The sequence below is a fragment of the Allobosea sp. 2KB_26 genome, assembly GCF_052115715.1.
GTDB lineage: Bacteria > Pseudomonadota > Alphaproteobacteria > Rhizobiales > Beijerinckiaceae > Allobosea.
This window is the reverse complement of sequence record NZ_JBFRHE010000009.1, coordinates 74,000-93,179: the sequence shown is the minus strand read 5'-3', so window position 1 is coordinate 93,179 and position 19,180 is coordinate 74,000. Positions and strand designations below refer to the sequence as shown.

The 19,180-nt window shown below is 65.3% G+C and carries 17 protein-coding genes; 7 read left to right on the top strand and 10 right to left on the bottom strand.

Annotation, left to right across the window (positions count from 1 at the left end; genetic code table 11):
• Nucleotides 1-85: 85 nt before the first annotated feature.
• Complete coding sequence (otsA, locus tag AB4099_RS22375) at nucleotides 86-1,645, bottom strand: alpha,alpha-trehalose-phosphate synthase (UDP-forming) (RefSeq protein WP_113515151.1); 1,560 nt, start codon at nucleotides 1,643-1,645, stop codon at nucleotides 86-88.
• Nucleotides 1,646-1,928: 283 nt separating this feature from the next.
• On the opposite strand from otsA, the gene otsB reads away from it, so the two are divergent.
• Nucleotides 1,929-2,723: a trehalose-phosphatase gene (otsB, locus tag AB4099_RS22370; RefSeq protein ID WP_113515384.1), complete on the top strand. Its 795-nt coding sequence runs from the start codon at nucleotides 1,929-1,931 to the stop codon at nucleotides 2,721-2,723.
• 2 nt (nucleotides 2,724-2,725) lie between these two features.
• Nucleotides 2,726-4,567: a glycoside hydrolase family 15 protein gene (locus AB4099_RS22365; RefSeq protein ID WP_113515149.1), complete on the top strand. Its 1,842-nt coding sequence runs from the start codon at nucleotides 2,726-2,728 to the stop codon at nucleotides 4,565-4,567.
• A 153-nt stretch (nucleotides 4,568-4,720) separates the two neighbouring features.
• Here the strand turns inward: AB4099_RS22365 and AB4099_RS22360 are convergent, their stop codons facing one another.
• The 3 genes from AB4099_RS22360 to AB4099_RS22350 all read right to left on the bottom strand — a co-directional run bounded on the left by AB4099_RS22360 (nucleotide 4,721) and on the right by AB4099_RS22350 (nucleotide 8,039).
• Nucleotides 4,721-5,929: a M20 family metallopeptidase gene (locus tag AB4099_RS22360; RefSeq protein ID WP_441479667.1), complete on the bottom strand. Its 1,209-nt coding sequence runs from the start codon at nucleotides 5,927-5,929 to the stop codon at nucleotides 4,721-4,723.
• 207 nt (nucleotides 5,930-6,136) lie between these two features.
• Nucleotides 6,137-7,312 carry a pyridoxal-phosphate-dependent aminotransferase family protein gene (locus AB4099_RS22355; RefSeq protein WP_113515145.1) on the bottom strand — a complete coding sequence of 392 codons (1,176 nt, stop codon included), beginning with the start codon at nucleotides 7,310-7,312 and terminating at the stop codon, nucleotides 6,137-6,139.
• A 94-nt stretch (nucleotides 7,313-7,406) separates the two neighbouring features.
• Nucleotides 7,407-8,039 (bottom strand): LysE family translocator, encoded by a 633-nt coding sequence (locus tag AB4099_RS22350; RefSeq protein WP_113515143.1) that lies wholly within the window; start codon nucleotides 8,037-8,039, stop codon nucleotides 7,407-7,409.
• Nucleotides 8,040-8,166: 127 nt separating this feature from the next.
• On the opposite strand from AB4099_RS22350, the gene AB4099_RS22345 reads away from it, so the two are divergent.
• Nucleotides 8,167-8,685: a hypothetical protein gene (locus tag AB4099_RS22345; RefSeq protein ID WP_162768135.1), complete on the top strand. Its 519-nt coding sequence runs from the start codon at nucleotides 8,167-8,169 to the stop codon at nucleotides 8,683-8,685.
• A gap of 13 nt (nucleotides 8,686-8,698) precedes the next feature.
• Here AB4099_RS22345 and AB4099_RS22340 read toward each other — a convergent pair whose 3' ends face one another.
• From AB4099_RS22340 to AB4099_RS22330, 3 genes are all read right to left on the bottom strand, one after another.
• The gene (locus tag AB4099_RS22340) at nucleotides 8,699-9,205 is read right to left on the bottom strand and encodes a DinB family protein (protein WP_441479666.1); all 507 of its coding nucleotides are present in this window, start codon (nucleotides 9,203-9,205) and stop codon (nucleotides 8,699-8,701) included.
• A 10-nt stretch (nucleotides 9,206-9,215) separates the two neighbouring features.
• On the bottom strand, nucleotides 9,216-10,436 hold the full coding sequence (locus AB4099_RS22335; protein WP_113515137.1) for an NAD(P)/FAD-dependent oxidoreductase: 1,221 nt from the start codon (nucleotides 10,434-10,436) through the stop codon (nucleotides 9,216-9,218).
• Nucleotides 10,437-10,529: 93 nt separating this feature from the next.
• Nucleotides 10,530-11,444 (bottom strand): LysR family transcriptional regulator, encoded by a 915-nt coding sequence (locus tag AB4099_RS22330; protein WP_113515135.1) that lies wholly within the window; start codon nucleotides 11,442-11,444, stop codon nucleotides 10,530-10,532.
• Between the two features lie 136 nt (nucleotides 11,445-11,580).
• On the opposite strand from AB4099_RS22330, the gene amaB reads away from it, so the two are divergent.
• From amaB to AB4099_RS22310, 4 genes are all read left to right on the top strand, one after another.
• A complete protein-coding gene (amaB, locus tag AB4099_RS22325) occupies nucleotides 11,581-13,101 on the top strand; it encodes an L-piperidine-6-carboxylate dehydrogenase (protein ID WP_113515133.1) in 1,521 nt (506 codons plus the stop codon).
• An 18-nt stretch (nucleotides 13,102-13,119) separates the two neighbouring features.
• Nucleotides 13,120-14,337 carry an acyl-CoA dehydrogenase gene (locus tag AB4099_RS22320; protein WP_113515131.1) on the top strand — a complete coding sequence of 406 codons (1,218 nt, stop codon included), beginning with the start codon at nucleotides 13,120-13,122 and terminating at the stop codon, nucleotides 14,335-14,337.
• 113 nt (nucleotides 14,338-14,450) lie between these two features.
• Nucleotides 14,451-15,638 (top strand): CaiB/BaiF CoA transferase family protein, encoded by a 1,188-nt coding sequence (locus AB4099_RS22315; protein ID WP_441479665.1) that lies wholly within the window; start codon nucleotides 14,451-14,453, stop codon nucleotides 15,636-15,638.
• Nucleotides 15,631-17,301 (top strand): thiamine pyrophosphate-binding protein, encoded by a 1,671-nt coding sequence (locus AB4099_RS22310; protein ID WP_441479664.1) that lies wholly within the window; start codon nucleotides 15,631-15,633, stop codon nucleotides 17,299-17,301. Before AB4099_RS22315 ends, AB4099_RS22310 begins: the two co-directional genes overlap by 8 nt.
• Here AB4099_RS22310 and AB4099_RS22305 read toward each other — a convergent pair.
• The 3 genes from AB4099_RS22305 to AB4099_RS22295 all read right to left on the bottom strand — a co-directional run bounded on the left by AB4099_RS22305 (nucleotide 17,292) and on the right by AB4099_RS22295 (nucleotide 19,118).
• Nucleotides 17,292-17,876 (bottom strand): cytochrome b, encoded by a 585-nt coding sequence (locus AB4099_RS22305; protein ID WP_441479663.1) that lies wholly within the window; start codon nucleotides 17,874-17,876, stop codon nucleotides 17,292-17,294. The genes AB4099_RS22310 and AB4099_RS22305 overlap by 10 nt on opposite strands.
• Nucleotides 17,873-18,436: a YceI family protein gene (locus tag AB4099_RS22300; RefSeq protein ID WP_441479662.1), complete on the bottom strand. Its 564-nt coding sequence runs from the start codon at nucleotides 18,434-18,436 to the stop codon at nucleotides 17,873-17,875. The genes AB4099_RS22305 and AB4099_RS22300 overlap by 4 nt, the downstream gene beginning before the upstream one ends.
• A 70-nt stretch (nucleotides 18,437-18,506) precedes the next feature.
• Nucleotides 18,507-19,118 carry an HdeD family acid-resistance protein gene (locus AB4099_RS22295; protein ID WP_113515121.1) on the bottom strand — a complete coding sequence of 204 codons (612 nt, stop codon included), beginning with the start codon at nucleotides 19,116-19,118 and terminating at the stop codon, nucleotides 18,507-18,509.
• Between the last annotated feature and the right edge of the window lie 62 nt (nucleotides 19,119-19,180).

The following is a 19,180-nucleotide window of genomic DNA, read 5'->3' as shown; positions in this document are numbered from 1 at the left end:
CTTGTCGCCTTCTAGCGAGCGAAAGGAGTGTTCGGCAAGGGCCGCCGTTACAACCCCGAGGCGAAATCGGCGGCAGGGCTTCTCATTAATGTGGCAAGCGCCCGTTTCCAGCCGCGATTTGTGACAGATCCGACATTGTCGGAACGGTCGTTGCGGCGCCGCTTGCGGATTTGGCCGGAGCGCGCGAAGTCGCCGGTCGCGGCTTGGTTCCGGTCGCCGGCTTGGCGCGAACCGCTCTCTTGGTCGCTGGGCGCGTCACCGGAAACCCGGCTTCGCCCTCGGAGAGCGCGGCAAGATAGGTTTCGGTCCACCAGCCGATATCGGTTGCGGCGATGGTGGCATAGAGCTTCTCGAAACGCCGGATTCGTTCCGGCTTCGGCATGACCAGCGCCTGCTGGATCGCCTCCGACATTTCCGAGAGATCGTAGGGATTGACGATCAGCGCGTCCTTCATCTGGCGCGCCGCCCCTGCGAAGCGCGAAAGGACCAGCACGCCGGGATCGGCGGGATCCTGCGCCGCAATGTATTCCTTGGCGACCAGATTCATGCCGTCGCGCATCGGCGTGACCAGCCCGACTTGGGCTCGGCGATAGAAGCCGGCCAGGACATTGCGGGAATAAGCCTTCTTGACCACGCGGATCGGCGTCCAGTCGAATTCGCCCAACGCTGCGTTGATCCGCCCGGCCGTCTCGTCCGACTGGCGATCGAGTTCAGCATATTCGGGAACATCCGAGCGGGAGGGTGGCGCGATCTGCAGCATACCGACACGGCCGCGCTGCTCGGGATTTTCCAGCAGGAAGCGCTCGAAGGCCTCCAGCCGTTGGACGATTCCCTTGGAATAATCGAGGCGATCGACGCCGATGACCAGCTTGCGGTCGCCAAAGGCCTCTGTCGCGCGCCGGATCGACACCGCGGTCGTGCGCGCAGAACTCGTCGCAAGCTTGCGAAAGCCCTCGACATCGATGCCGATCGGGAAGGATTTGACCTGGATCGAACGCCGACCGAGCCGGACCCCGTCGCCATCGGCCTTCGCGCCGCAGAGATTGACCAGTCCGCTCACCACATTGCGCGCATCGATCTCGGTCTGCAGACCAACGAGATCATAGGCGCCGACCGTCTTCATCAGGGTGATGCTCGAAGGCAGAGCGCCAAAAACCTCGGAGGGCGGCCAGGGGATGTGGTGGAAATAGCCGATCCGGTTCTTCACCCCGAGCCGCCGAAGCTCCGCAGCCAAAGGGATCAGATGGTAATCGTGAACCCAGATCAGGTCGTCCGGCCGCAACATCGCAACGAGCGCCTTGGCAAAGCGGCGATTGACGGCGAGATAGCCCGCATAGTCGGCCCGCGAAAACTCGGTCAGACCGAGCCGGTAATGCATGTTCGGCCAAAGGGCACGGTTCGAGAAGCCGAGATAATAGGTCTGCCGCTCCTCCTCGCTCAGATCGGTCACCGCGTAAGTCACCTTGCCGCGCTGGAGCGTCCGCACCGCATGGGTCTTCTCTTCGCTGACATGCCCGCTCCAGCCGAACCAGAGCCCGCCATGTTTCTCCAACGCCTCACGTAACGCGACGGCAAGACCGCCGGCGGCGACCTTCTCGCTGCGATCGGGAATGGTGACGCGATTGGAAACGATGACGAGACGCATGTCCGGGAAAACTCCGATCAGCCGGCTGCCCGAATTTCGACACCGGAAGCGGGAACAGAACGCGCCGGCGCACGTAATGTTTCCAAGGGGCTTCGGATGTCAGATGGCGAAGCCGCGTCAGGCTCGCGTTGAAATCATGATGACTGTGGCAAACTGAAAGCAGAATGTGGCAAGTTCACTAACATCCGCCCATAGCGCGGATGATGCAAGAACCCCCGGCCAGGCTTCTGACAGCTCACCTGTCGTTCTTTCGCCCGTTTCGTCACGCAAACAGAACGAAATGATGGAATTGATCGAATCGGAATCTACCAACGAATCCCGCGACTTCACCAAGTTGGCGAAGCAGGTCGCTCTGTTTCTCGATTTTGACGGAACGCTGGTCGAAATCGCGCCGGTGCCCGACGAGGTCAAACTCGACAGGCAACTCGCTCCGGCGCTCGATACGCTACGCTCGGCGCTGGGCGGAGCGTTGGCGCTCGTCTCCGGGCGCCCTATCCCCGACCTCGACGGGTTTCTCGCCCCCTATCACTTCGACATCGCCGGCCTTCATGGCGCACAGATCCGCCTCGGCGGAACCATCCGCAGCCAGGCGGACGCTCCCGAGGCCCTGCGCGAGGCGCTGCGGGAACTCATCCGTTTCGCCAACAGCCATGTCGGTATCCTCGTCGAGGACAAACGGATTTCGGCCGCCTTGCACTGGCGTCTGGCGCCGCAGCTCCAGGATGAAGCCCTCGCGCTGGCGAGGAAGCTTGCCGCGGGGATGGGCCCCTCCGTCCGCTTGCAGGAAGGCAAATCGGTCGCCGAACTGGTTCCGGCCGGGGCCAGCAAGGGCAGCGCCATTTCATGGCTGATGCAGGAAGCGCCCTATAGCGGCCGGACACCGGTGTTCATCGGCGACGACATCACCGACGAAGCCGGTTTTGCCACGGTGAACGCGCTGGGCGGCCTGTCGATCCGCATCGGTGCAGGCGAGACCTGTGCCGGCCGGCGCCTTGCTTCCCCCACAGCGCTCCGGACCATCCTGCTCGCCGCCGCAGAAAGCGGCAGCCTGACGATTGACGCTTTCTGCCAAGGCTGATCATGACCGTAGAAACCTCCACCACGGCGCGGCATTCCGCCTCGCTCGATCTCGGCGTGATCGGCAATTGCTCGATCGCCGCACTCATCGATCGGCGTGCCCATATCGTCTGGGGCTGCTTTCCCCGCTTCGACCGCGACCCGGTTTTCTGTTCGCTGATCGACAACAAGCCCGATGACGGCGACGCCATGCCCGAGAAGGGCGTGTTCGCGATCGAACTCGTCGGCATGACGCGATGCGAACAAAGCTATCTCGACAACACCGCGATCCTTTCCTCGGTGCTGTCCGACGACCAGGGCAATGCCATCGAGATTCTCGATTTCGCGCCTCGTTTCGTGCGCTACGAGCGTTCCTTCCGGCCGCCGCTGCTGGTGCGGCGCGTGCGCCGGCTTTCGGGCCGGCCGCGTATCCGGGTCGTGCTGAAGCCATGCCTCGGCCTCGGCGAGCCACCGGACGAGATCACGCGCGGCTCGAACCATGTCCGCTATGTCGGCGCCGACCAGACGATCCGGCTGACGACGGATGCGCCGATCTCCTATGTGATGGACAGCGTCCCTTTCGCGGTCGACCGGACCTTCTCCTTCTTCATCGGCTCGGATGAGGCGCTACGCGCCGAGATCGAGACGACCGCGCGCGAGTTCCTGGACAAGACGACGGATTACTGGCGCGACTGGGTGCGCTCCCTCTCGATCCCCTTTGAGTGGCAGCAGGAGGTCATTCGTGCCTCGATCACGCTGAAACTCTGCAGCTTTGAAGAGAGTGGCGCCATCGTCGCCGCGCTGACCACCTCGATTCCTGAGGCTCCCGGCACCCAGCGCAACTGGGACTACCGCTTCTGCTGGCTGCGCGACGCCTATTTCGTCGTGCATGCGCTTAATCGGCTGGGCACGACGCGGACGATGGAGGACTATCTCGGCTTCATCACCAATATCGTCGACACCTTCTCCGAGAGCGGTGCGGAGCATCTGCCGCCGCTCTATCCGATCACGCGCGGTGGCACGCTGACCGAATTCGAGGTGCCGAACCTGTCAGGCTATCGCGGACACCAGCCGGTGCGCGTTGGCAACGGCGCTGCGACGCAAATCCAGAATGACGGCTACGGTGCGGTGGTGCTTGCGGCGACGCATTCCTTCTTCGACCGCCGCCTGATCCAGCCCGGCAAGGACGCGCTCTTCGGGCAGCTCGAACGCATGGGCGAGCTCGCCATCGCAGTCTTCGACAAGCCCGATGCCGGCCCGTGGGAGCTGCGCGAGAAGCAGGTCGTGCATTCCTTCTCCAGCGTGATGTGCTGGGCGGCCTGCGACCGGCTCGCACGCATCGCCGGCACGCTCGGTCGCACCGACCGCAAGGACTATTGGCGTGGAGAGGCCAAACGTCTGAAGGGCGTCATTACCGACCAGATCTGGAACCAGGAGAAGGGCACCTTCGTTTCGACCTTTGGCGGCAGCGATCTCGACGCGACCCTGTTGCTGATCGCGGAACTCGGCTTCGTCACGGCGGAGGATCCGCGCTATATTGCAACCGTCGAAACCATCGGCCGCGAGCTCGGCCGCGGTGACCTCCTGCTGCGTTACGGCACGCAGGACGATTTCGGCTTCATGCATACCGGCTTCCTGATCTGCGCCTTCTGGTATGTCGACGCGCTGCATGCGATCGGCCGGCGCGACGAAGCCAAGGACCTGTTCTGCCGCATCCTGAAGCGGCGCAACAGCTTTGGCCTGCTCTCGGAGGATGCCGACCTCGAAACCGGCGAGCTCTGGGGCAATTTTCCGCAGACCTATTCCATGGTCGGGCTCATCAATTCGGCGATGCGGCTCAGCCGAAATTGGGAAGAGGCGTTCTGAGCGCGCACTGAAACCGAGGACCATTCCCGCCATCGATGCTCGCCCCAGGAGCGAGCATCGATGGCGTTGCGTCGCTGCCCTGTCAGCGGCGGTTCAACCGACGGATGATCGGCACGCGGCCGCGCATCCGCGCAGTGGCAATCCGCCCTGACCTCACTCCATGCGCGCAGCCGTGCGCATCACGGCGAGCGCCAGCACCTGCGCAGCCGGCACGATGCTCTCGACCTCGAGGAATTCGTCCGGAGTGTGCGCCATTCCGCCGATCGGGCCGACAGAGCATAGCGTCGGGCAACCCTGCGCCGCAGTGAAACCGGAATCCGCACAACCGCCGGTGAACTCGGCGCTGACGCTGATCCCGAAACTCGCAGCCGCATCACGATAGGTATCGTAGAGGGCGGCGGCTCCAGGGGTTCGTTCCAGCGGCACGAACTCGCCCTTGATGGTCAGTTTCGCGCTCGAGCCTTCGACGATGGGGGTCTCGATGATGCCGCGGATCGCGCTGACCAGTTCATCGCGCTGCGCGGCCGTGACATAGCGCAGATCGATTTCGCACCAGGCATGGGGAGCGACCGTATTGACGGTCTGGCCGCCGCCGATCAGCCCGACATTGACGGTGACACCGCGCTCGAGATCGGTCAGCCCCTGCAACTTCGGAATTTTGTGGCCGAGGTCGACAATGGCCGAGACGCCCTTCTCGTAATTTGCGCCGGAATGGGCGGCCTTGCCGACGAATTCGGCACGCATGAAGACGCCGCCCTTGCGGCCGCTGGTGATCGACTGCTTGTGATCGCGCAGGAACTCGGTGCCGGGCGGCAGCCGGCTCGGCTCGGCATTGAAGACACAGCGCGATTCACGCGCCGCCGCCTCGATGATCGGACGCGAAGAGGGCGAGGCGATTTCCTCGTCGCTCGTCGTCAGCATGGTGAGCGGGGCGGACAGGCCACCGCATTCGGCAAAGGCGGCAGCGACGAAGGCTTCGATGACGAGACCGGCCTTCATGTCGGCGACACCCGGACCATAGGCCCGGCCCGCCTTGATCGTGAAAGGCCGGCGCGTCGGCTCCCCCTCCGGGAAGACAGTATCGCGATGCCCCAGCAACAGCACCGGGCGCTGGTCGTTGGCGGCCGGGTTCGGCAGCCGCGCCTTGACGGCATCGCCATAGCGAGCATCCGGAATGATTTCGACGCTCAGCCCGTTCGCTTCGTGGAACCGGGCGAGCACCTGCCCTGCCCTGTCGACGCCCGGCTTGTCATAAGAGCCGGAATCGGTGTCGACCATCTCGCGCAGGAGCGCGACCATCGCGTCCTTGCGGCTGGCAAGCCATGCCGTCACCTTGGCTTCGTCCGGGGTCAACTCACTCATGGCCTGCGCTCTCTTGGTTCCGAATGGGACCGCGAAGCTAGAGCAGGACGGTAAAGTCTGGGAACGGGCATTTGCGCCGGACTGCCCTGCTTTTGCCGAGCCCATCTCGGGCACCAGAGAAGCTCCTCGTGTCCCGTCTGGTCCTACGCGGGCACAAGCGGCCCGGCCGGGGCTGATCACATTGCCGGCCAGGCCTTCGCCACTGCCTTACGCGCTCTGGCTGAGATGGGTGATGGCTGCAGCAACGCCGCCGGCACCGTGCGGGATATTCTGGGCCTGCAAGGCCATTTCGACGGCGCTCAGGCTGCCAAGCACCATCGGTGCATTGACATGGCCCATATGGGCAATGCGAAAGGCCTTGCCGGCGAGATCGCCGATCGCGAGCCCCAGCGTCACGCCGCATACCGTGCGCGCATAATCAGTGATCGAACTCGGATCGCCCTGGACGAGAATGGTCGTGACCGAAGGCGCCCGCTGCGATGGTTCCTCGATATTGCAGGTCAGGACCTGGCCCTCGGCCCATCGCGTCATCGCAGCATGGGTCGCGCCGGCCAGCAGGGCATGGCGGCGCCAGACGGCCTCCAGCCCCTCCTCGAGGACCATGTCGAGTGCCGCGCGCAGGCCGAACATCAGATGCTCGGGCGGCGTGCCGCAATGCTTCATGTAGAGAGGCGGGCTCATCCGGGACGTCCAGTCCCAGTAGGGCGTCCGCATCGTCGCGTGGGGATGCGCCTGCAGAGCCTTCTCGCTCGCCGCGGCGAAAGCAAGGCCGGGCGGCGTCATCAAGCCCTTCTGCGAGGCCGACATCGCGACATCGACGCCCCATTCATCCATCTCGAAGGGCATGCAACCCAGCGAGGCGACGCCATCGATCATGTACAGGGCTGGGTGGCCTGCAGCATCGATTGCCTTGCGCACTGCCTGCACGTCGTTGACGACACCGGATGCCGTATCGATCTGTACCATGAGCACGGCCTTGATCTCATGGTTGGTGTCGCGCCGCAGGCGTTCCTCGACGGCCACCGGATCGACGGCCGCGCGCCATGACCCGGCAAGGACCTCGACATCTGCCCCCAGGAAACGGGCCATTTCGCCCCAGCCGATGGCAAAGCGCCCGCTCGCCAGCACGAGAACCTTGTCACCGCGGGAGAGCACATTGGTCAGCGCCGCCTCCCACCCGCCATGGCCGTTGGCAGCATAGAGAAAGGTTTCCCCCTTGGTACGGAAGACCAGCCGGAGATCATTCAGAAGCGACCCCGTCAAATCGAGGATCGGCTGGGAGCTGAGTTCCTCGGCTGGCCGCATCATCGCTTGCAGAACGCGATCGGGAATATTGGTCGGACCGGGCATTGCGAGCAAAGCCCGGCCATTGGCGACACTCATGAAAAACTCCTGCTGGCCTTGCTGCGTCGCCCATGGCCGGCTTGAGCCCGGGCGCTTGCACGATGTGTGGAACGGTCCCTGACGCGGCTGTGAGCTAGCGCTGTGCTTCCGTCGCCATCTTCACAGCGAGGCCGGCAAGCACGGTGCCCATCAGCCAGCGCTGCACAACCGACCAGAACGGCCGCGTGCGAAGGAAGAGGGCAATGCTGCCGGCGGTGAAGATGATCAGGGTATTGACGCTGCCGCTGATCACGATCTGGATCGCGCCGAGCACCAGTGACTGCGTCAGGACATTGCCCGCCGCGGGATCGATGAATTGCGGCAGCAGCGCGAGATAGAACATCGCGATCTTGGGATTGAGCAGGCTGGTCAGGAAGCCCATGGCAAAGAGCTTGCGCGGTCCATCAGGCACCAGTTCGCGAACCTGGAAAGGCGAGCGGCCACCCGGCCGCAGGGCCTGCCAGGCGAGGTACAGGAGATAAGCCGCACCGCCGAAGCGTAGCGCGTCATAGGCATAAGGCACTGCGAAGAGCAGCGCCGTGATGCCGAAAGTGGCGCAGAGCATGTAGATGACGAAGCCGAGCACGACGCCGATGAGCGAGATCAGCCCGGCAGCATGCCCCTGCGAGATCGAGCGCGAGATCAGGTAGATCATGTTCGGGCCGGGCGTCAGCACCATGCCGAACGCGATTAGGGCGAAGGCAAGCAGGCTCGAGAGCTCAGGCATGGCGGGTCTCCGAAACGGCGCCGGCAACCTGCATCGAACCGGCACAATCGACAAGCGGCATGGAACAGCGGGCCGCCATGCCCGTTTCTCACGCCAACCGCCCGAATTGCCCCGGACAGACAGCGCCATGTTGCTCTTCAGCCGCGTCCTCTACACCGCCATTGCGGGTTCGCTGCTTGCCGCCTCGGTGATGCTGATGGTGGTTGCGGTCTGGCGAACTTTCACCGGCTTCCGGACCGGCGACGGCGCGCTCGAGACCATGCTCGACGGGATCGGCCTCGTGATCATTGCGGTCGCTGTCGCCGATGTCGGCAAATTCCTGTTCGAGGAAGAGGTGATCAGCGATCGCGAATTGCGGCGCCCGGCCGAGGCGCGCGGCTCGCTGACCAAGTTCATGACGATCATCATCATTGCGCTCAGTCTGGAATCGCTGGTGCTGATCACCAAGGCGTCGCGGACCGCGATGAGCGATGTCGTCTATCCCGGCCTGCTGGTCCTGCTCGCCGTGCTGGCGATGGTCGGGCTCGGGCTGTTTCAGAAGCTGAGCCAGAATACGACCGCGACCGTGCCGGAAGCCAAAGAAGACGGCGAAGGGCCCGCGCCCGTGAAGACAGCGCCCCGGTCGAAACGGACCAAGCAGGCCTGAGCTGGGAGGTCGTTCAGCGCAGCTCGTCGACGAGGAGGAGATCGGTATCCTCGGGCCTGGCGCCGGCAGCGGTCAGCATGGCATGGACCTGCCCGCGATGATGCGTCTGGTGGTTGAACATGTGCATGAGCGCAAAGGCGCGCGGCTTGCCGAGTTCGCGGCCGGCGGCCCCAGAATACCAGATCAGGGTCCCGCGCAGCCAGTTGGCGTCAACTGTGGCGGTCCAGGCCAGGATCGCCTCGTCGCGCTCGGCACGCCGGCGGCGGAACTCGACCCAGTCATCGACATAGATCGGCGCATCGCGGCCGCTGATCGGCGGCTTTGGCGTTCCGATCAGCCGATGCAGCCAGATTTCGTCGGCCCAGAGGACATGGTTCAGCGTTCCATGGATCGACTTGAAGAAGGCGCCGCGATCGCGACGGCGGCCTTCCTCGTCAAGCGTATCGGCCGCATCGCACAGGCTCCGGTTCTGCCAGGCGTTGTAGCGCGCCATGGTCTGGACATAGGCCGGATCGACCATGCGTGCCTCCTCAGATGATATTGGCCTCCGTCAGCGGCCGCCCCGCGACGATGCGCTCATGGCCAAGATCGGCAAGATCGAGCGTGCGATAGCCGCCATGCACAATCTGCTCGGCAAGCCCCCGTCCCACAGCCGGGGACTGCTGCAGGCCATGCCCCGAGAAACCGTTGGCAAGATAGAGGTTCGGCAGGCCGACAGCCGGGCCGAGGATGGCGTTGCCGTCGAGTTCGTTCATGTCATAGGGCCCGGCCCAGGCACGACCGGGCTTGATCGCCTCGAAGGCGGGCACACGATGGGCGAGCGGCGCCCAGACATGCTCCTCGAAGAAGGACCAGTCAACATCCTCGACATCGGCATCGGTCTCGATCCACTCGCGATCGAGTTCAGCCGGCGGGGAGGCGCCGCAAATGAACATCTGCCCCTCACTGCCGCGCTTGCCCTCAGGCCGGCAATAGGCACCGGAGGTGTCGATCAGGAGCGGGCAATTATCGACCTCGCCCTTGCAGGTGAAGCTGAAGACGTAGCGCTTCATCGACCGGACGGGAATCGCGATGCCGGCCGTTGCCGCCAGCCGCGCACCATGCGTGCCCGAGGCGTTGACGACCGCGCCGCAGCCGATGCGACTGCCATCGCGAAGCTCGACACCGACGACGCGCCCGCCTTCCACGATATAGTGTGCCGCCTCGCCCTGGCGGTACTCGACACCGAGCGCCCGGGCCTTCCTGCGAAAAGCCTGGAGCAGGGCCCAGCCATCGAACCAGCCCTCCCCGCTGATTCCATAGGTGCCGCAGGCGAGATCCTCGACATTGAGCCAGCTAAATTTGCTGCGCAACATTTCCGCAGCATAGAGCGCAATATCGGCGCCCTCGTCCTGCTGCAATTTCTGGTTCGAGGCGAGGACCGGGGCTCCCTCGCCGCTCGCGACATAGAGGTAACCGCCCTCATGCAGATCGATGGCCGGAACCTCGCCATCGACGGCGAGATGCGTCCCGATATTGCGCAAGAAATCGATGCCGTGGAGGGAAATGCGGATGTTCACGGAACTCGAGAACTGCTGCCGGATCGATGCCGCCGAGAGCGCCGAGGCGGAGTAGCGGTAGGTCGGATCCTTTTCCAGAACCACCACCTTGCCCTTGAAGCCAGGGTCGGCAGCGAGATGATAGGCGACGGAGGAACCGATGGCGGCGCCTCCACAGATCACGACATCGGCGGTCTCGGGAAAGGACGGCATGTCAGCCCTGCGCAGTTCGGGCCGCGACGCTCCGCGGCCGAGGTTGGTGAATTCCACGCATGAATGACGCGACTGCGCCGGCTTGTCGAGTACTCAGGCCGTGAGCCCGAATTCGCCGAGCAGCCAGTCGCGAAAGGCGATCACCGCCGGCAGCGCGGCGCGGGTCTCGGGATAGACCAGGTAATAGCCTTCCGTACCGCTGACCGGTCGGTCGACCGGGACGACGAGGGCTCCGGACCGCAACTCCTCCTCGATCAGGAAACGCGGCACGATCGCAAGGCCCAACCCAGCCACGGCCGCCTGTGAGACCATGGCAAATTGCTCGAAGCGCGGCCCCATCAGCGCCCGCTCCGGCGGCAGCCCCTGTTTTTCCAGCCAGTTCGCCCAGGCCCTGGGTCGCGTCGCCTGCTGCAGCAGCGGCGCACGCAGCATGTCCGCCGGCTCCTTCAAGCCCAGGCGCTCGACCAGCGCGGGCGCCGCCACGGGAACGACCTCCTCCCCCATCAAGCGGTGCAGCACCGCGCCGGGCCAGACCGGATCGCCGAAATGCACGGCTGCATCGATCGGCTCGCGCCCGAAATCGAAGGGCACCAGCTTGGTCGTGAAGTTGATGGTGACGCCGGGATGGGCCTCGATGAAGCGCGGCAGACGCGGGATTAGCCAGCGTGTGCCGAAGGTCGGCAGGATACCGAGATGCAGCACGCCGGCCGCGCCACGAAAGGCCATGGCCGAGACGGTTGCGGCCGCAAGGCGCGAGAGCCCATCGCGGATCTCCGTCGCATAGGCGCTTCCGGCCGGCGTCAGGCTGACGCGCTTCTTGACGCGCTGGAACAGGCTGACGCCGAGTACCTGCTCGAGATGCGCGACCTGGCGGCTGACCGCCCCTTGCGTCAGGTTCAGCTCCTCGGCCGCGCGCGTGAAGCTGCCATGGCGCGCAGCCGCCTCGAAGGCGGCGAGCGCCGACAGGGAGGGCACTGAAAGGCGGCCGGGAACGAGATCAAAGATCATGAGCTATTCTCATCAACTCGTGAGAACATATCTGTTGCCGAGCGCCGCCGGAAGAGGGCATTCTGCGCCCTTCCGGCGCGGCGGCTCTGTCCCGCGCCATTTGACATACTAGCAATCGACAGGTCGGAACCAGGACATGGCTTCATCTTTGCCGCAGGATGCGCTCGCGCTGCTCAAGCGTCTTGGCGTGCCGGACACCGCCTTCGCCTCCGCGGGTCTTGCCGCACGCTCCCCCATCACCGGCGAGACGGTGGCGACCCTGCGCGAGACGAGCGTTGCCGAAACCGAGGCGGCGATTGGCCGCGCACAGTCTGCCTTTCTGGCCTGGCGCAAGGTCCCGGCCCCGCGCCGTGGTGAGTTCGTCCGCCTGCTCGGTGAGGAACTGCGCAGCGCCAAGACCGATCTCGGCCTGCTGGTGACGCTCGAAGCCGGCAAGGTCACTTCCGAGGGGCTCGGTGAAGTCCAGGAGATGATCGACATCTGCGATTTCGCGGTCGGTCTTTCGCGCCAGCTCTACGGCTTGACCATCGCCACCGAGCGGCCGAGCCACCGCATGATGGAGACCTGGCATCCGCTCGGCGTCTGCGGCGTGATCTCGGCCTTCAACTTCCCGGTCGCCGTCTGGTCCTGGAATGCGGCGCTTGCATTCGTCTGCGGCGACAGCGTCGTCTGGAAGCCCTCCGAGAAGACCCCGCTGACGGCTCTCGCCGTCCAGGCCATCGTCGAGCGCACCATGAAGCGTTTCGGCCCCGAGGCTCCGGTCGGCCTGTCGGAAGTCCTGATCGGCGGTCGCGAAATCGGCGACGCGCTGGTCCAGGATCATCGCGTGCCGGTTCTCTCCGCCACCGGCTCGACCCGGATGGGCAAGGAAGTCGGCCAGAAGCTCGCCGCGCGCTTCGCCCGCGCCATTCTCGAGCTCGGCGGCAACAATGCCGCGATCGTGGCGCCCTCGGCCGATCTCGATATCGCGCTGCGCGGCATCGCCTTCGCTGCGATGGGCACGGCCGGCCAGCGCTGCACCACGCTGCGCCGTCTGATCGTCCATGAAAGCGTCTATGACGCGCTGATCCCGCGCCTGATCAAGGTCTATGGCTCGGTGAAGATCGGCGACCCCCGCGAGGCCGGCGTGCTGGTCGGGCCGCTGATCGACGAGGCTGCTTATGAGGGCATGCAGAAGGCGCTTGGCGAAGCCAAGGCTGCCGGCGGCAAGGTCCAGGGCGGCGAGAAGGTCGATGTCGGCAGCGGTGGCTTCTATGTCCGCCCGGCGCTGGTCGAGATGCCCGAGCAGACCGGCCCAGTCGAGCGCGAGACCTTTGCGCCGATCCTCTATGTCATGAAGTACAAGACGCTGGACCAGGCGATCGCGCTGCAGAACGCGGTCGGTGCCGGCCTCTCCTCCTCGATCTTCACCCTCGACATGCGCGAGGCCGAGACCTTCGTTTCCGGCGAAGGTTCGGATTGCGGCATCGCCAACGTCAATATCGGCCCTTCGGGTGCCGAGATTGGCGGAGCCTTCGGCGGCGAGAAGGAGACCGGCGGCGGCCGCGAGGCCGGTTCGGACGCGTGGAAGGCCTATATGCGCCGCGCTACCAATACGCTGAACTACGGCACGACGTTGCCGCTGGCGCAGGGCGTCAGCTTCGACGTCGACGCCTGAGCGAACGGGAGAGAAACCATGGCCGAAGCCGCACGCAGCCACTCCGCCAGCCATAAGCTCGCGGAATTCCAGTGGGACGATGCCTTCCTGCTCGACGACCAACTCAATGAGGACGAGCGCCTGATCCGCGACACGGCCCGCCAATACGCGCAGGAGAAGCTGCTCCCGCGCGTCTCGGAGGCCTATCTCGAGGAGAAGACCGACCGCTCCATCTTCAACGAGATGGGCGAGCTCGGCCTGCTCGGCGTGACGGTGCCGGAGGAATATGGCTGCGCCGGCGCCAACTACGTCTCCTATGGGCTGGTGGCCCGCGAGGTCGAGCGCGTCGACTCCGGCTATCGCTCGATGATGAGCGTGCAGTCCTCGCTCGTGATGTACCCGATCTACGCCTATGGCGACGAGAACCAGCGCAAGAAGTACCTGCCCAAGCTCGGCTCCGGCGAGTGGATCGGCTGCTTCGGGCTGACCGAGCCTGACGCTGGCTCCGACCCTGCCGGCATGAAGACCCGCGCCGAGAAGGTGGCCGACGGCTACAAGCTGACCGGCTCGAAGATGTGGATCTCGAACTCGCCGATCGCGGATGTGTTCGTGATCTGGGCGAAGTCAGCCGCGCATGACAACCAGATCCGCGGCTTCATCCTCGAAAAGGGCATGAAGGGCCTGAGCGCGCCGAAGATCGGCGGAAAGCTCAGCCTGCGCGCTTCGATCACCGGCGAGGTCGTCATGGACGGCGTCATCGTGCCGGAAGAGAACCTGCTGCCGAACGTCTCTGGATTGAAGGGGCCGTTCGGCTGCCTCAACCGCGCCCGCTACGGCATCTCCTGGGGCGTGATGGGCGCCGCCGAGGACTGCTTCCACCGCGCCCGCCAGTACGGGCTCGACCGCAAGCAGTTCAACAAGCCGCTGGCCCAGACCCAGCTCTACCAGAAGAAGCTCGCCGACATGCTGACCGAGATCACGCTCGGCCTGCAGGGCTCGCTTCGCGTCGGCCGCCTGCTCGACGACGGCAGGATGGCCCCCGAGATGATCTCGCTGGTGAAGCGCAACAATTGCGGCAAGGCGCTCGACATCGCCCGCCAGGCCCGCGACATGCATGGCGGCAATGGCATCTCGATCGAGTTCCACGTCATGCGCCATGCCGCGAACCTGGAAACGGTCAACACCTATGAGGGCACGCATGACGTCCACGCGCTGATCCTCGGGCGCGCCGTCACCGGGCTGCAGGCGTTCTTCTGAGCCGCGACCTCATGCCTGGGGCTTGCCCCAGGCATGTCTTTTGCCGCGCACCCTTCAAGGGATGGCTGGGCCAAACCCGGCCATGACGGCAGCCTCGAAGCCGGAATGACCTGATGACGACTCCTCCCCTCGCCGGCCTGCGCGTCCTCGAACTCGCGCGCATCCTTGCCGGCCCCTGGATCGGCCAGTTGCTGGCCGATCTCGGCGCCGATGTCGTCAAGGTCGAAAGCCCCGAGGGCGACGACACGCGCAACTGGGGTCCGCCCTTCGTCGAAGGCGTCGATGGCGGCACGCTCTCGGCGGCCTATTTCCACAGCGCCAACCGCGGCAAGCGCTCGATCATGGCCGATTTCCGCACGGAAGAGGGCCGCGCCCTGGTGCGCAAGCTCGCCGGTCATGCGGATGTGGTGATCGAGAACTTCAAGGTCGGCGGGCTCGCCAAATACGGGCTCGACGCCGCCTCGCTGCGCAAGCTCCATCCGAACCTGATCTATTGCTCGATCACCGGCTTCGGCCAGGACGGGCCCTATGCCGAGCGCGCCGGGTACGACTTCCTGATCCAGGGCATGGCAGGCTCGATGTCGATCACCGGCCAGCCCGACAGCCAGCCGACCAAGGCCGGTTATGCCAAGACGGATATCTTCACCGGGCTCTATGCGACCGTCGGCATCCTGGCGGCGTTGCGGCGCCGCGATGCCACCGGCGAGGGCGCGACGCTCGACCTTGCCTTGATGGACACGCAGGTCGCCGTTCTCGGTAACCAGGCGCTGAACTACCTGGTCTCGGGAAAAGCTCCGGCCCGGCTCGGCAACGCCCATCCCAATATCGTGCCCTATGAGGTCTTTCCCGTCGCAGACGGGCACATCATCATCGCAACCGGCAATGATGGACAGTATCGCAGGCTCTGCGACGTGCTCGGCCGTTCCGATCTCGGCAGCCATGCCGATTATGCCGACAACAAGGGCCGCGTCGCCAACCGCGCGATCCTGATCCCGATGCTGGCCTCGCTGACCGCCCGCCGCCACAAGGCAGAGCTTCTGGCTGCTCTGGAAGAGGCTGGCGTGCCGGCCGGACCGATCAACACGATCGACGAGGTCTTTGCCGATCCGCAGGTGGTGGCGCGCGGCATCAAGGTCGACCTGCCTGCAGAGGCTGCGGCCAAGGGCGCGATCCCGACCGTCGCCTCGCCCATTGTCATCGACGGCGAACGGCAGGTCGCCTCGCGGCCAAGCCCTCGCCTCGGCGAACATCAAGACGACATCCTGAACGACCCCGCCTGGGGAGGACATACACATGGCTGAACGGACTGGCGGGCAGATCCTCGTCGACCAATTGCTGATTCATGGCGCGACCGACGCGTTCTGCGTGCCCGGCGAGAGCTATCTCGCCGTGCTCGACGCGCTGCATGACGCGAAGCTGAAGGTCACCATCTGCCGCGCCGAAGGCGGCGCCGCGATGATGGCCGAGGCTGCCGGGAAGCTCACCGGCAAGCCCGGCATCTGCTTCGTCACCCGCGGCCCCGGCGCGACCAATGCCTCGCCGGGCATCCATATCGCCGACCAGGACTCGACCCCGATGATCCTGTTCGTCGGCCAGATCGAGCGCGGCATGCGCGAGCGCGAGGCCTTCCAGGAACTCGACTACCGCGCCGTCTTCGGCACCATGACGAAATGGGCAACCGAGATCGACGACGCCGCCCGCATTCCCGAGATCATCAGCCGTGCGTTCCATGTCGCGACCGCCGGCCGCCCCGGCCCGGTGGTGATCGCGCTGCCCGAGGACGTGCTGACCGACCTCGCCGACGTCGCGGACGCAGAACCCTACCAGGTCACCGAAACCCATCCCTCGCTGCTGCAGACGATTGACCTGCAGAAGCGCCTCTGGGCCGCGAAATCCCCGATTGCCATCCTTGGCGGCTCGCGCTGGAACCCGCAGGCGATCGAGCGCTTCCAGCGCTTTGCCGAGCGCTTCGATCTGCCGGTCGCGGTCTCCTTCCGCCGGCAGATGCTGTTCCCGGCCAACCATCCGAACTTTGCCGGCGATCTCGGCATCGGCCCCAATCCGAAGCTCCTGAAGCGCATCCAGGACAGCGATCTCGTGCTGCTCGTCGGCGGGCGCCTGTCGGAGATGCCGAGCCAGTCCTACACGCTGTTCGGCATCCCCAATCCCGGCCGGCCGCTGGTGCACGTCCATCCCGATCCCGAAGAACTCGGCCGCGTCTACCGGCCGAGCCTCGCGATCAATGCCTCGCCGACCGCCTTCTGCGCAGCGTTGGAGACGGTCCATCCGCCGCAAACGATCAACTGGGCGGGTGCGGCCGCCGAAGCGCATGATGCCTATCTCGCCTGGAGCGAGCAGCCCGCGCCGGTACCCGGCGCCTTCCATCCGGGCGAGGCGGTGACCTGGCTGCGTCGCTACCTGCCCGACGACGCGATCCTCTGCAATGGCGCCGGCAATTACGCCACCTGGGTGCATCGCTTCCATCGCTTCACCAAGTTTGCGACGCAGCTCGCGCCGACCTCCGGCTCGATGGGCTATGGCGTGCCGGCGGCAATCGGCGCCAAGCGGCTGTTTCCCGAGAGAACGGTGGTCGCCTTCGCCGGCGATGGCTGTTTCCTGATGAACGGGCAGGATTTCGCGACGGCCGTGCAGTACGAGCTGCCGGTGATCGTCGTCGTCGTCGACAACGGCATGTACGGCACGATCCGCATGCACCAGGAGAAGCACTATCCTGGCCGCGTCTCGGCAACGACGCTGAAGAACCCGGACTTCGCGGCCTATGCCAAGGCTTTCGGCGGCCATGGCGAACGCGTCGAGACCACGGCCGCGTTCGCTCCGGCCTTCGAGCGTGCGGTGGCCAGCGGCAAGCCGGCGATCATCCACTGCCTGCTCGATCCCGAAGCGATCACGCCGGCGAAGTCGCTCTCCACGATCCGCGAGGAAGCCTTCGCCGCTCAGCGCTGATCGCCGCGGAGCGCGACCCATCTGCGCCCGAACCACATGCGGCGCAGCAGACCATCACGCCAGATCAGGACGTGAACCAGCGCCGCCGCGACATGAATCGCGGCGAGCGCGAGGAGAAGATTGCCCGCCCAGGCATGCAGAACCTGCATCAGCTGATAGGTCGCCTTGTCGGGCCCCATGAGATGCGGGACGGCAAACCAGCCGAAATAGAGCGTCGGGATCTGCAGTGGCGCTGCCGACACCATGAGCAGTCCCGTGGCAGGCAGCGCGATCAGGCAGCTATACAGGCCCGCATGGACCGCGTCGCTGGCGCGCCGCAGCCATCGCCCGGCATTCGCCGGCGGCGGCTCAGGGGCGACCAGGCGCAGGACAAGCCGCAGCACGATCATGCCTGCGACCGTCAATCCCACTGATTTGTGCAGTTGGAAGAGTTCGAAACGCTCGACGAGGTTACGACTTTCATCGCGCATCGGCGAAGCGATCAGGAACTGGGCAACGACCAGCAGCAATGTCAGCCAATGCAGCGCGACGAGGGCGGGATGCCAGCGCGTCGGCCTCCCCTCCACCCCGCTCATCGCGCAAGCTGCCCCTTGATCTCAAGCTCGACCGCGTCATCGACAACATTGACCTCCCGGCCGAGCTCGAACGCAGGGCGCAGAAAGGTGCCATTGGCGTGGAAGGGCAGCTTGTCGCCGCGCCTGGCCCTGTCGATGTCGCCATCGACGACAGCCATCACCGTAATCGGCCGGGTGATCGAACGGATGGTGAGCTGCCCGCGTATCTCGAGGCTGCGGTCGCCGGTGCGGGTCACCGCAACGGAGGTAAAGCTCGCGGTCGGATAGCGCCCGGTATCGAGCATGCTCTCGCCCTTGATGAAGCCATCCATGAGGGCAGAGCCGGCCTGGAGCGAACCCGTCTCGATCGTGACCCGGATGCGGCTCCGTTCGGGCCGATCGAAATCGAGCGCCAATGTCCCGTCATAATGCGTGAAATGGCCGGTCGCGACGACCGCCCCGAAGCGGCGGGTCACGAAGCTGATATCGGTGGCCCCGCGCTCGATGCGCCAAGTCGTTTGCGCCGCCGAAGGCTCGGCGACGACCAAGGCGGGGATCACGAGGGCGACATAACGCAGCATGCCGCCATTGTCGCGCCCATGATGGCCGGGCCGCGGCATCTGGCCCGGCACACGCAAAGGTGATGCCGCCCTAGCCTGCCTGTGCCGTCGCTCGCCTTGCGGCGGCGCCATTGAAGGTCGAACGGATCGCCGTGGCCAATGCGATACAGGCCCAGCCCTGGAAGATCAGCTCGATCGCGAGGAAGGTGCCGAGCACCCAGAAGCTCGAGGCCGGCCATTGCGCCAGGATCATCCCGCCCAAGGCGAGTGAAAGCAGCCCGGAGATCAGCACCCAGATCCAGACCGGCGTCGGCCGCGTCTGGAAGGCGACGATGATGCGGAAGACGCCGGCTGCGACCAGGGCACACCCCGCCAGAAGCGTCAGCGACGCCGTCGCCACGACCGGGTTGATGAAGGTCATGATGCCGACGCCAAGATAGAGCAGACCGATCAGCACATGCATCAGCAGGCTTTTCCAGCCGCTGTGCCGGAAGGCATCGATCAGCATGACCACGCCGCCTGCGAACATCATCGCGCCGAACCAGATGGCGCTGGCGACGCTGAGCAAGGCGGAAGCGCCAAGCCCGAGCACGCCGAGGATGACCAGTACAATACCGGCTGCGAGCAGCCAGCCCCAGTTACGTCGCAAAGGCAGGAGATGCGTACCGAGAGAAGGTGGTTGATGCGCGGGTACGTCCGACATGACCAAGCCCCCAGTGGAACTTCACGAAGGCTCCCACCACCGGGGCTCGCCGTCAACTCCGG